This is a genomic window from Streptococcus sp. SO2, assembly GCF_030440025.1.
Map to the genome: position 1 here is coordinate 195,471 of NZ_JAQFJH010000003.1, position 12,886 is coordinate 208,356.

The following is a 12,886-nucleotide window of genomic DNA, read 5'->3' on the forward strand; positions in this document are numbered from 1 at the left end:
GCTTTCATTTTCATTTTGCAAATTTTTTCCTCATCTTACAAGGGAAAAAGTTTTAACATCCAAAGCACCTGATTCTTCCAAAAGTCGTTTCACACGATTCACAGTTGCCCCTGTAGTATAGATGTCATCAATCAGCAAAATTTTCTTAGGAAGTGAGATTCCATCTTTAATAAAAAATGGAATTTCAGTAGCCAACCTTTCCAAACGGCTTTTAGAAGAACTAGCACTCTCTTCTCTTTTTCCTAATATATCTTTAAAAGAAAAGCCTGCTGCCTCAACCAAACCCTCGACTTGGTTAAACCCCCTCTCAAGCAATCTTTCAGGACTTAGGGGAATGACAACAAATTGATAACCTCTATACTTTTTCAACTCTTCAGCAAGAACGGAAGCAAAAACTTTTCTAAGCAAAAAATCACCATCAAACTTATATCGACTGAAAAAGTCTTTCATAGCTTGATTATAGGTAAAAATCGCCTTATGATCAACCCGCACTCCCTCTTTACACCAAATTTTACAATCTTGACACTGAATTGACACTCCTGTTTTCATACAGTTTGGGCAATAATTCTCGCCAATCTTCTCAAAACTAGAAGCACAATCTGAACAAAGATAACTGTAGTCATCCTTCAAAAGGAAGAGACTGCTAAAAGTCAGTTCACTCTTTGTAGTCTGGTCACATAGTAAACAGTTCATAACCCTGCCTCCTTGTTCATCTGCTTGATTTCCTTGATTGCCTTTTTGATGGAAGCATTTAATCCATCATGAAAGAAGAGCAACTCACCAGTTGGTCTATCCATACTGCGTCCAACTCGCCCTCCAATCTGAATCAAACTAGACTTGGTAAAGAGACGATGATTAGCTTCTACTACGAAAACATCTACACAAGGGAAGGTAACTCCTCGTTCCAATATTGTCGTACTGATCAGTATCGTCAACTCTCCATCGCGAAAAGCTTGCACTTGCTCTAACCGGTCTTCTGTCACAGAAGATACAAAACCGATATTCTCATTCGGGAAATCCACCTGTAGTATTTCTTTTAGTTTTTCGCCTTTCTTAATCTCTGATGTAAAAATTAGCAAAGGATAACCTGTTCTTCTCTGTTTCTCAATGTAGGTCTTTAACTTGGATGACAACTGACTTTTCTCTAAACAGCGATTAAAATCTGATAACCAGACTGGTTTAGGAATAATCAAAGGATTTCCATGAAACCGTCTCGGCAAGCTTAGTCGTTTTAATTCTCCTGTGCGAACCTTCCTATCTAACTCATCTGTAGAAGTTGCTGTAAGGAATATCCTCAATCCATCCTCCTTTACACTATTCTTTACAGCATAGTAAAGCATAGTGTTGTCAACATAAGGAAAGGCATCTACCTCATCCACTATCAACAAATCAAAAGCATGATAAAATTTTAATAACTGATGAGTTGTTGCAACTACTAAGGGAGTTCGAAAATAGGGCTCTGATTCGCCATGGAGTAGCGCTATATCGCAAGCAAAGTCATTCTGCAGTCGCTTATACAGTTCTAAACATACATCAATTCGAGGACTTGCCAAACAAACTGCACCACCATCATCAATCACTTTAGCTACAACTTGATAGATCATCTCTGTCTTTCCAGCTCCTGTCACAGCATGAACTAAAGTCGGTTCTTTCTTTTCGACTGCTCGAATCAACCCCTCTGATACCTTTTCCTGAAAAGGGGTTAACTGACCACACCATTTGAGAACATCTTGCTTAGGAAAATCTTCCTGCGAAAAATAGTATAAGGCTTGATCACTCCTGACTCGCTTCATCAGCAAACACTCCCTACAATAGTAGGCACCAATAGGCAAATACCATTCTTCTAGAATCGTACTATTACAACGTTGACAAAACAGTTTCCCCTTCTCTTTTCTCATTGCTGACAGTTTCACTGCTACCTGTCGTTCTTCTTCAGTTAATTCTTTCTCAGTAAACAAGCGACCGAGGTAATTTGGATTTACTTTCATACTTTAATATTCGCAAAAATCTAGCACTTTAGGTGTTTTTTTAGTACAATTAAATCATGGAATTTAGAACAATTAAAGAGGATGGGCAGGTCCAAGAAGAAATCAAAAAATCTCGATTTATCTGTCATGTCAAGCGTGTTTATAGCGAAGAAGAGGCTCGTGACTTCATCACTACCATCAAAAAAGAACACTATAAAGCCACCCATAACTGCTCTGCTTTTATTATAGGGGAACGCAGTGAAATCAAGCGCACGAGTGATGATGGAGAGCCTAGTGGTACTGCTGGAGTCCCTATGCTCGGAGTCTTAGAAAATCATAATCTTACCAATGTCTGTGTAGTAGTTACCCGCTACTTTGGTGGCATCAAACTAGGAGCTGGTGGTTTGATCCGTGCTTATGCAGGTAGTGTGGCTTTGGCTGTTAAAGAAATTGGCATTATTGAAATCAAAGAGCAGGCTGGCATAGCCATTCAAATGTCTTATGCTCAATACCAAGAGTACAGTAACTTTCTTAAAGAGCATCATCTCATGGAGCTGGATACAAACTTTACAGATCAAATTGCTACAATGATCTATGTTGATAAGGAAGAGAAAGAAAAGATCAAAGCTGCTCTTGTTGAGTTCTTTAATGGAAAGGTTACTTTAACAGATCAAGGTTTACGAGAAGTTGAAGTCCCTGTAAACCTAGTGTAAACGAAGGAGAAATTATGGCTTTTGGGAAATTTATTCAAGGACTTGCTGGAAACTTTAGCGAGGAAAACAAAGAGACTCTTATTAAAGAATATGGACAATATCTACTAGAGAATGAAGAAATTCAAAGCGGGTATAAACTTATTCGAGATTCAATCATCTTTACAAATATCCGTATTATTTTTACAGATAAGCAAGGTGCTACTGGCCGCAAGACGTCTGTTAAGTCACTCTTTTTGATGAACATTGTAAACGTTGAAATGGAAACTGCTGGAGCAGGTATAGATGATAGTGAGATTACAATCACTTATTTAGAAAATATCTTTCTAAAAGCACACAATGATCACCTGAGTTTCCATAAATTTGAATTCCCTAAAAAAACGGACACCCTTCCGCTTTACACCTATTTATTAGAATTGGCTTATCACAATCGATTAAAAATTAATGACTTAGACCTTTGATATAAAAAAATCCTATCACTTTGATAGGATTTCTATATTTTACAAATAGCCTTAAGCGCGTTATACTAGTATCATCTTATACAAAGAGGTATATCTATGGCTATTTATAACAATATCACTGAACTTATTGGACAAACACCGATTGTTAAACTTAACAACATTGTTCCAGAGGGTGCTGCAGATGTCTATGTTAAACTAGAAGCTTTTAACCCTGGTTCGTCAGTAAAAGACCGTATTGCCCTTAGCATGATTGAAAAAGCGGAACAAGATGGTATTCTAAAACCGGGTGCTACCATTGTTGAAGCAACGAGTGGAAACACTGGTATCGGTCTTTCATGGGTTGGTGCCGCTAAAGGATATAAAGTTGTTATCGTCATGCCTGAAACGATGAGTGTGGAACGACGTAAGATTATCCAAGCCTATGGTGCTGAACTCGTTCTTACTCCTGGTAGCGAAGGAATGAAAGGGGCTATTGCTAAAGCTCAGGAAATCGCTGCTGAACGTGACGGCTTCCTTCCACTCCAATTTAATAATCCAGCTAATCCAGAAGTACACGAAAGAACAACAGGAGCTGAAATACTGGCTGCTTTCGGTTCTGATGGACTAGATGCTTTTGTAGGTGGTGTTGGCACCGGTGGAACGATCTCAGGTGTTTCTCACGCTCTTAAAGCAGCAAATTCAAACATTCAAGTTTATGCAGTTGAGGCAGACGAGTCAGCTATCTTGTCTGGTGAAAAACCAGGACCTCACAAAATTCAAGGTATCTCAGCTGGATTTATTCCTGAAACACTTGATACAAAGGCCTATGATGGTATCGTCCGCGTAACGTCAGATGATGCTCTAGCACTCGGACGTGAAATTGGTGGAAAAGAAGGCTTCCTTGTTGGGATTTCTTCAGCTGCAGCAATTTACGGGGCAATTGAGGTTGCCAAGAAATTAGGTACAGGTAAGAAAGTCCTTGCTTTAGCACCAGATAACGGCGAACGTTATTTGTCTACAGCACTCTATGAATTTGAAGTGTAGCCTCCTAAATGCACTTAGCCCTTATTAAAGGGCTTTTTGTTTACTCATACAGAATCTACTCTCTAGACAAAAAGAAAAAGGAAGCAATTTGCTTCCTTTTCTATTAGTTATTCAAGGCTGCTGCCATTGTAGCTGCAACTTCTGCTTCAAAGTCGTTTGCAGCTTTCTCAATACCTTCACCAACTTCAAAGCGAGCGAACTCAACTACTGAAGCATTTACTGATTCAAGGTAAGCTTCAACTGTCTTGCTGTCATCCATGATGTATACTTGTGCAAGAAGTGTGTATGCTTGGTCAACTTTAGTGTTGTCAAGCATGAAGCGGTCCATTTTACCTGGGATGATTTTGTCCCAGATTTTTTCTGGTTTGCCTTCTGCAGCCAACTCAGCTTTGATATCAGCTTCAGCTTGAGCAATCACTTCATCAGTCAATTGTGCTTTTGATCCATACTTCAAGTGTGGAAGAGCTGGTTTATCAACCATTGCACGGCTTTCATTATCTTGGTCGATTACGTGATTCAATTGTGCCAACTCATCTTTAACGAATTGCTCATCCAATTCTTTGTAAGAAAGAACTGTTGGTTTCATCGCAGCAATGTGCATTGAGATTTGTTTAGCAAGCGCTTCGTCTCCACCTTCAATAACAGAGATAACACCGATACGTCCACCATTGTGTTGGTATGCTCCAAAGTGTTGCGCATCTGTTTTTTCAAGCAAAGCAAAACGACGGAATGAGATTTTTTCACCGATTGTAGCTGTTGCAGATACATATGCAGCTTCAAGAGTTTCACCTGAAGGCATTGTCAAAGCAAGAGCTTCTTCGTTGTTCGCTGGTTTTCCTTCAGCAATTACTTTAGCTGTTGCGTTTACCAAGTCAACGAATTGAGCGTTTTTCGCAACGAAGTCAGTTTCAGCATTTACTTCAACTACTGCTGCAACGTTACCATTAACAAATACACCAGTCAAACCTTCTGCAGCAACACGGTCAGCTTTCTTAGCTGCCTTCGCCATACCTTTTTCGCGAAGCAATTCGATCGCTTTTTCGATGTCACCGTCTGTTTCTACAAGCGCTTTTTTAGCGTCCATAACACCGGCACCAGATTTTTCACGCAACTCTTTTACAAGTTTAGCTGTAATTTCTGCCATTTTGATTCTCCTATATTTTTTAAAAATAGGAGAGCTGGGCTAGGCCCCGCCCTCCTAGGTAATTACTATTTATATGAATTAAGCGTTGTCGCCTTCTACAACTTCAACGATTTCTTCGATTGAGTCAGCTTGAGCTTCTGAAGCTGCAAATTCAGCTTCAACTGCTGCTGCATCTTCACCTTGACGTCCTTCGATGATAGCGTCAGCCAATTTAGCTGTGATCAATTTAACAGCGCGGATAGCGTCATCGTTAGCTGGGATGATTACATCGATATCGTCTGGGTCAGTGTTTGTGTCAACCATCGCTACAACTGGGATACCCAATTTTTTAGCTTCTTTAACAGCGATTTGTTCTTTATGTGGGTCAACTACGTACATTACATCTGGGATACGAGGCATGTCTTCAATACCACCCAAGAATTTTTCAAGACGTGCACGTTGTTTGTTAAGAAGTGCAACTTCTTTCTTAGGAAGAACGTCGAAGATTCCTTCTTCTTCCATACGTTTGATTTCTTTCAAACGAGCAATACGTTTTTGGATAGTTCCCCAGTTAGTAAGAGTTCCACCCAACCAACGGTGGTTGATGTAGTATTGACCTGAACGTTCTGCTTCTTCTTTAACAGCGTCAGCAGCTTGTTTTTTAGTACCAACAAACAATACAACTGCATCGTTAGCTGCCGCATCACGCATAAAGTCGTATGCTTGGTCAGCGTATTTTACAGTTTGTTGCAAGTCGATAACGTGGATTCCGTTACGCTCAGTGAAGATGTACTTAGCCATCTTAGGGTTCCAGCGACGAGTTTGGTGACCAAAGTGTACACCAGCCTCAAGAAGTTGTTTCATTGAAATTACTGCCATGAGTATTTCTCCTTTTTGTTTTTTTCCTCTCCTCGACTTCAACTTGCAAAACGACCCGAGGGCAACAGTTTTACAATTCATCAAGAATGAGTATTATCGTTTACACGACAAGTTTCATTTTACCACATTTTAGCGATATTTTCAAGTGGTTTTGATAGATTTCGGCCTTGCTTCCGATAAAAAATAATAAAAGAGACTCAAATCGAGCCTCTTTATTTCATTCATTAGTTTGGATAGATGTAAGTAACATAACCTTCAGAAGTTGTAGTTGGGTTGAACCATCCACGCTTGTTACCGATTGTACGATCTCCACCATAGTTTGATTCTGATACTTGAATGCTAGTTGATGATGAAACTGCTGTAACAACCGCTACGTGTCCATATCCACCGTCATTCCAACATGCAATCGCACCAACTTGTGGAGTTGATCCAGTACGGAATCCTGCAGCTGCTGCACTTGTAGCCCACTGCGCTCCGTTACCCCAGTAATCTCCAGCCCAAGGTGCTAATGTCTTAGCTCCCCAAGTACATTCACCAGTTGGATAACTTGAAGCATTTGTACTGTATGTTGGACGCTGTCTAGTTGGAGTTGGAGCAGGTGCTGGAGTGTAGCTTGAATCATCATCTGATGAAGAGCTTGAAGTCGCTTGCACTTGATCTGAAAGTGTTGTATTTCCAGAAGCAACAACTGATTGTTGTTGACTTGTTTGACGTGCTTTATAAGCCGCTTCTGCTTCAGCTGCTGCTTTTGCTTCTGCCTCTGCTGCTGCTTTTTGTTCCAACAAAGTAGCTTTATCGCTTTCTGCAGTAGCTTTCTCTGCAGCAAGGTTTAACTCAGCAACTTTCAACTCTGCTTGTTTTGTTGTCAATGCTTGTGCATCGTCAGCAAGCGTTTGTTGGTTCGCAATGACAGTGTTGATTGCTTCATTATTTGCAACCTGTTTTTCAGCAATAGATTTCTTATCAGCTTTCTGTTGTTCCAACATTTTGTTGTTAGCTGATACAATCTCGCTCATGGCTGCAACACGTGAAATAGCTTCCGTAATTGATTTTGAGTTTACAATTGTATTGATATAGCTAGTTGCAGCACCGTTTGTTTGTGCGCTACGTGCTTGTTTTTCCAAAGATTCATTACGAGCAACAATGTTCTTAGAAAGCTCTGTAATTTCTCCTTCAAGTTTTTTAGATTCAGCTTGTAGAGTTTCGTTTTCAGCTTCCAAGTTTGTTTGTTGAGTTTGGATAGCTGTAACTTGCGTTTGGATTTCATCTACTTGTTTTTGAGCTTCTTTTTGTTGAGATGTCAAATTACTAATCTTACTATCTTGAGCAGCAATTTTTTCATCAGTTGTTTCAGCATGAACAGTTGTTAATACCGCCGCTTGTGAAACCAATACTGTACTTAACAAAAGTGACGCTAAGATTTTTTTCTTCATATTATGTAGATACTCCTTCTATTTAAGACATTACTAGTATACCAAAAAAAGACATAATAAATATTACGCCTTTGTTACATTTTTATTTCTTTCTTATAGATAACATTTTTCAAAAATATATTGGAAAACAAGCATCCATAAAAAGTTTAAAATCATTGATGGGACAAGACTATAGACGATGAAAACTGACATCGATTCTACTGTCAACCCCATTGCAAGAGCAAGGAGATAGCTCCCCATATCAAATAGGAAACTCATCACAACTATTGTTAACATTCTTGTCCAACGGTTTAGCAAAATTACACTATTAAATTTATGGAGTGAAGCACCTATTAAGATAAATAGAAGCGTCGCAATTCCTATCAAGTGGAAAAAATAGATATCGTACACCAAACCCACTATACAGCAATAAGCTAGATAGAGATATTCTGAAACCTCTATTGTCTCAAACAAGAGAAATAAAAACAGAAAATGACTTGCTAAATGAAAGTGAGGGAAGAAGGATCCCGCTAATTGTCCAATATGTGCATCAATTAGTACGATAAAAGGGAGTAAAAAGAAAATACCAATTTGTTTTAACAGTCTCATTGCTAATTCCCCACTAACTCTACCACATGAAGATTTTTGGTGTCAGCACTTAACTTGACTGTTACTTCCTTTGTTAGATAATCACTGCTGTGTGTTGTAGCAACAACCTCTCCAACAGGGATATCCTTAACATTAAAGCTTCCGAGCCCCCCTGTAGTCACCTTGTCTCCCGCGCTAATGTCGCTGTTGCTGTTTAATTGGCTAATTTTAAGCAGTTCAGATTCCTTATCATAACCAACGATAATCCCGTAAATTTCAGTAGAACCATGCAGGATTTTAACAGAAATTTTGTCTGAATTTTCGGTGTTTGTCAATAGATTGACCGTTGTTGAATGATCCTCCACCTTTGAAACACTACCAATCAAACCCCCGTTTGCAATGGCCAACATATTTTCAGAAGCTCCTTTTGAACTTCCCGCATCAATTGTTAACTCTTGTTTCCAAGATACTGGAGCCCGCATAATCACATCTGCTGCAATGGTTTTTGTAGCCTGCAATTTTGACTTCATATCCAGCAACTGACGTAATTGTTCATTTTCATTTTTTAAACTTTCTGATTGATTAGACTCCACCTCTAGTTGATAAAGCTGTTTTTTTAGACTTTCGTTTTCATTGTAAGTCTGCGTCAAATGTCCCAAATCTGATTTGAAAGTATCAAACCACTGAAAGGGTTTTTGAACAATTCTATCTACCAAGGAAATCCCATCTCCTAGTTTCGTCACAATAGCGCTTGAATAGGTTGTCACTAATAGTACAGAAACTGCCAGAACTGTGACAAAAACGATGATTAGATATTTTGATTTTTTAAAACGGTTCATATTCCTACCTTTATACTAAAAACCTGCTACTGTGAGCTTCTTATCAATCCTACAAACCTGCTAAGATTTTAAGAAAAATAAGAAACATCCCAGTACCAAAATCACAAGAATTGTCAGTGTATCCTTTTGACTCCATCTCAATTGTCTATACTGACTTCTACCCTTTCCTCCCTGATAACCACGCGCTTCCATCGCTATTGCCAATGAATCTGCACGCTTTAAGCTCGTCGCAAAAAGAGGAATTAAAATTGGAATCATAGCCTTTACTTTTTGAACGATGCTACCTTCGCCAAAGTCAACTCCACGAGCTTTTTGAGCATTCATAATTCTCGTCGTGTCATCCATCAAGGTTGGAACAAAACGCAAACTCATTGATAACATGAGGCCAATTTCATGAACGGGAACTTTCACGCGTTTCAGCGGTGCTAAAAGAGCTTCAACTGCAGCTGCCAGACTCAAAGGCATGGTCGTTAATGTTAGCAAGGTTGAAAAGAAAATAATCAACACAAAACGACAGAAAATGATTCCTGCTTGTTGCAAAGCATAATCCGTTATTCTTATAAAAGAAAACTCAAATAGGACATTTCCACTTGAAATGAAAAAGAGCTGAAAAAGAGTCGTAAAGGCGATCAAGAAGAACATGGATTTTAATCCCTGAATGAAAAATGAAAGGGAAACGCCTGATAATGCGATAAATATACCTGTCGCTATAAACAAAATGAGATTGGTGAGAGGATTATTGGCCCAAAATACAATCAAAATCAGCAGAATCATGGCAAGCAATTTGCTACGGGGATCCAAGCGATGAATGATGGAATCCCCCGGTATATAACGCCCTAAAATCATACTATCCATTTAGCGACTCCTTAAACTCCTCTATCTTGATTGGCAGTTTTTTAAAAGCTACACCTCTATCTGCCAAACGTTTACAAAAGGCTGTGATTTTAGGTACACCTAACTGCACCTTTTCCATAGAGGCTACATCTTGGAAAACTTCGCTCGGTTTACCACTTTTGACCAAACGTCCCTTTTCCATAACATAGACCTGATCAGCATACGTAGCTACGTCATCCATCAAATGCGTTACCAGAACGATTGTCATTCCAGAAAGGTGGAGTTTTTTAAACAAGGTCATCAGTTCTTTTCTGCCCAGAGGATCTAGTCCAGCTGTAGGCTCATCCAAAACCAAGACAGTTGGCTCCATGGCTAGCATACCTGCTATAGCCACACGTCTCATCTGACCACCCGAAAGTTCAAAAGGACTGCGCTCAAAGAGTGACTCATCGATGCCTACCAAGGCTAACTTTTCACGCGCAATTTTCTTGGCCTCTTCCTCAGAAACTCCAAAATTTTGCGGTCCAAATGCAACATCTTTCAAAACAGTCTCTTCGAAAATCTGATTTTCAGCAAATTGAAACACTAGACCAACCTGCTTTCGAATCTGGCGAATTTCTTTATTGGTTGATGTAGGGGTAATGACGGTATCGAAAACTCGAACAGAACCTTTACTTGGTACCAATAGGCCATTTAAAAGCTGTAAAATCGTTGATTTCCCACTACCTGTGTGCCCTACTAAAGCTGTATAGGAACCATCCTCAATCGTCAAAGAAACATCAGTCAAGGCTGATGAAGATAGGGGAGTCCCCTCTTGATAGGTAAAGCTCACATTTTCTAGAGTAATTCCCATAACTTGTCCTCTAGCTCTCCTTCTGTCAAATAGCCATCCGGCAACTGATAACCAGTCTCTCTCAAAGATTTTCTCAATTGATTAGTAAAAGGCTCATCTAACCCTATCTGGTCAAGGTCGTCCCGAGAAAAAAGTTCTCTTGGGCTGCTGGTTGACTCCACTTGGCCTTTTTTCATGACCAAGACACGATCACTCATCGCAACTTCTTCTAAGTCATGTGTAATGGAGACGACTGTCATCTGGTGGTCTTTTCGAATCTCTTGAACTGTCTGAATCAGTTCTCGTCGTCCCTCGGGATCCAACATACTTGTAGCCTCATCCAGAATTAAAATAGTTGGCCTCAAGGCAACAACTCCTGCAATGGCCACCCGCTGTTTTTGTCCACCAGATAAACGAGCTGGTTCTCTCTTCTTAAAGTCCAGCATCCCTACCAACTCCAAAGAATCAGCCACTCTCTTCTTCATTTCTTCACGAGGAAGTCCCTGATTTTCTAGACCGAAGGCAACATCATCTTCAACAGTCGCCCCCACAAATTGGTTATCTGGATTTTGAAAAACCATACCAATTTGACGGCGTAAGTCCCAAACATTCTCAGAGGACAGCAATTGCCCATCTATCCAGATTTCCCCAGAATCTGCTTCAAGCAAGCCATCAATCAAACGGATAGTTGTCGATTTCCCACTCCCATTATGACCTACAATCGAAAGCCATTCACCCCGTTTCACGTGAAACGAGACATTATTAACATCATAATGATCCTGGTCTTCCTTGTAACGAAAAGACAGATCTTTTACTTCAATAATCGATTTCATTTCGAACCAAATGTCCCTTTGAATACATGAGCGCTACCCTTGAAATAATCATAACCAGAGTAGATGGTGAAAAATAAAGCTATATAAAGCAACAGTTGCCCAATTAAATTCCAATGTAAGAGCAAAAAGATAATGGCAAACATCTGACTAAAGGTCTTGATTTTCCCTGGCATCGCTGCTGCTAGAACTGTCCCTCCCGTCTCAACAAGCAACAAACGCAAGCCTGTCACCGCAAGTTCACGACAGATGATAATAGCAACAACCCAAGCTGGAGCCATACCTAACTCAATCAACATGATAAAAGCTGACATAACCAACAGCTTATCAGCCATCGGATCAGCAAATTTTCCAAAATTGCTGACTACATTCCATTTACGAGCAAGGTAGCCATCAAGATAATCCGTTACACTAGCAACTGCAAAAATTATAGCTGCTAGCAAATGACTTCCTTGTGAATGGCCCAAAGTCAAAATAAGAATAAAGAGAGGTATAAAGAGAATTCTACCAATAGTTAATACATTAGGAATTTGTTCTTTTTTCATTGATTTTTCCTTAATCTGTAGTAAATGTAAGTGTTACAGTTCCAGTCTGAGTTGTCAGCTTCGAAGTATCAATCGTTTGATTGTCCACAGTCACAGTAACTCCCTTCACTACACCTAAAGTAATGGTAACAGGATTCTTAGTTGAAACTGTTGTTTTTGCGTTTTTATTGTCTGATGACAAGGTCACACCACCTTCAAGGTCACTTCCTGAAACACTTACCCAGCTAGTTGCATCCGAAACAGTCAGCTGAACCGTAGCTGTTTCCTTACTCGTTTTATAGCGAGCTTCAATGCGGTTCCCTTCACCTGAAACGGTAATAGTTGATTCCGCAGTAGAAGACGAGCTAGACGTCTGACTAGTAGAAGATGAACTAGATGAGGTCGTTGAACTAGTCGAGCTCACAACACTATAATTAGCTGAAGAAGGACTTGGCTGAGTTTGGATGTAGTTCCAGACATAGTAAGTGACAAAAATTAAAATTGACAAAGCAAATAGAACGAAATAAAACAAGGGGAGATAAGACGTTTTTTTCTTATTTGATCGTCTGCGACCAGATAAGTCTTCTTCATCGACATCTACCTCTTCGTAGGTAATCATACTGCCTGAATCATATGCATCCAAAACAATTCTTTCATCTAACTCTACTGCCCAGGCATATTTTCTTAAAAAAGAACGAGCATAGAAGGTACTAGGAAGTTGATCAAAATCATCTGCCTCCATAGCTTCTAGAAAATGCAACTGAATTTCAGTTTTTTCCTGCAATTCTTCCAGACTCAATCCCTGGTTAATTCTGGCTAAACGTAGAACCTCGCCAATTGTTTTTTTTCTCATACGTACCATTC

Annotated in this window: 15 protein-coding genes; 3 read left to right on the forward strand and 12 right to left on the reverse strand. The window is 39.6% G+C overall.

The annotated features are described in order from the left end of the window. Positions 1-30 precede the first annotated feature (30 nt). Entirely contained in the window at positions 31-693 is a 663-nt protein-coding gene (locus tag PCY17_RS05295) for a ComF family protein (protein WP_301392087.1), read from the reverse strand. Next, the gene (locus PCY17_RS05300; protein ID WP_301392088.1) at positions 690-1,988 is read right to left on the reverse strand and encodes a DEAD/DEAH box helicase; all 1,299 of its coding nucleotides are present in this window, start codon (positions 1,986-1,988) and stop codon (positions 690-692) included. Before PCY17_RS05300 ends, PCY17_RS05295 begins: the two co-directional genes overlap by 4 nt. Positions 1,989-2,044: 56 nt before the next feature. On the opposite strand from PCY17_RS05300, the gene PCY17_RS05305 reads away from it, so the two are divergent. The 3 genes from PCY17_RS05305 (at position 2,045) to cysK (ending at position 4,161) form a co-directional block, all read left to right on the forward strand. Next, entirely contained in the window at positions 2,045-2,680 is a 636-nt protein-coding gene (locus PCY17_RS05305; RefSeq protein ID WP_301392089.1) for a YigZ family protein, read from the forward strand. A 14-nt stretch (positions 2,681-2,694) separates the two neighbouring features. After that, on the forward strand, positions 2,695-3,138 hold the full coding sequence (locus PCY17_RS05310; protein WP_301392090.1) for a PH domain-containing protein: 444 nt from the start codon (positions 2,695-2,697) through the stop codon (positions 3,136-3,138). Positions 3,139-3,234: 96 nt separating this feature from the next. Further along, complete coding sequence (cysK, locus tag PCY17_RS05315) at positions 3,235-4,161, forward strand: cysteine synthase A (protein ID WP_001029449.1); 927 nt, start codon at positions 3,235-3,237, stop codon at positions 4,159-4,161. A gap of 103 nt (positions 4,162-4,264) precedes the next feature. Here cysK and tsf read toward each other — a convergent pair whose 3' ends face one another. The 10 genes from tsf to rodZ form a co-directional block, all read right to left on the reverse strand. Continuing rightward, on the reverse strand, positions 4,265-5,305 hold the full coding sequence (gene tsf / locus PCY17_RS05320; protein ID WP_301392091.1) for a translation elongation factor Ts: 1,041 nt from the start codon (positions 5,303-5,305) through the stop codon (positions 4,265-4,267). A gap of 78 nt (positions 5,306-5,383) precedes the next feature. Beyond that, positions 5,384-6,163 (reverse strand): 30S ribosomal protein S2, encoded by a 780-nt coding sequence (gene rpsB, locus PCY17_RS05325; RefSeq protein WP_000268475.1) that lies wholly within the window; start codon positions 6,161-6,163, stop codon positions 5,384-5,386. Positions 6,164-6,387: 224 nt separating this feature from the next. Continuing rightward, complete coding sequence (pcsB, locus tag PCY17_RS05330; protein ID WP_000726991.1) at positions 6,388-7,596, reverse strand: peptidoglycan hydrolase PcsB; 1,209 nt, start codon at positions 7,594-7,596, stop codon at positions 6,388-6,390. Positions 7,597-7,689: 93 nt separating this feature from the next. Continuing rightward, the gene (mreD, locus tag PCY17_RS05335) at positions 7,690-8,184 is read right to left on the reverse strand and encodes a rod shape-determining protein MreD (RefSeq protein ID WP_301392092.1); all 495 of its coding nucleotides are present in this window, start codon (positions 8,182-8,184) and stop codon (positions 7,690-7,692) included. 2 nt (positions 8,185-8,186) lie between these two features. After that, positions 8,187-9,002 (reverse strand): rod shape-determining protein MreC, encoded by an 816-nt coding sequence (mreC, locus tag PCY17_RS05340; protein WP_301392093.1) that lies wholly within the window; start codon positions 9,000-9,002, stop codon positions 8,187-8,189. Between the two features lie 60 nt (positions 9,003-9,062). Further along, complete coding sequence (locus PCY17_RS05345; protein WP_301392094.1) at positions 9,063-9,857, reverse strand: energy-coupling factor transporter transmembrane protein EcfT; 795 nt, start codon at positions 9,855-9,857, stop codon at positions 9,063-9,065. Beyond that, positions 9,850-10,689 carry an energy-coupling factor transporter ATPase gene (locus PCY17_RS05350; protein ID WP_033584628.1) on the reverse strand — a complete coding sequence of 280 codons (840 nt, stop codon included), beginning with the start codon at positions 10,687-10,689 and terminating at the stop codon, positions 9,850-9,852. The genes PCY17_RS05345 and PCY17_RS05350 overlap by 8 nt, the downstream gene beginning before the upstream one ends. Continuing rightward, the gene (locus PCY17_RS05355) at positions 10,674-11,501 is read right to left on the reverse strand and encodes an energy-coupling factor ABC transporter ATP-binding protein (RefSeq protein ID WP_301392095.1); all 828 of its coding nucleotides are present in this window, start codon (positions 11,499-11,501) and stop codon (positions 10,674-10,676) included. Before PCY17_RS05355 ends, PCY17_RS05350 begins: the two co-directional genes overlap by 16 nt. Continuing rightward, positions 11,498-12,043 carry a CDP-diacylglycerol--glycerol-3-phosphate 3-phosphatidyltransferase gene (gene pgsA / locus PCY17_RS05360; RefSeq protein ID WP_042903077.1) on the reverse strand — a complete coding sequence of 182 codons (546 nt, stop codon included), beginning with the start codon at positions 12,041-12,043 and terminating at the stop codon, positions 11,498-11,500. Before pgsA ends, PCY17_RS05355 begins: the two co-directional genes overlap by 4 nt. 10 nt (positions 12,044-12,053) lie before the next feature. Next, complete coding sequence (gene rodZ, locus PCY17_RS05365; protein ID WP_042903078.1) at positions 12,054-12,875, reverse strand: cytoskeleton protein RodZ; 822 nt, start codon at positions 12,873-12,875, stop codon at positions 12,054-12,056. Between the last annotated feature and the right edge of the window lie 11 nt (positions 12,876-12,886).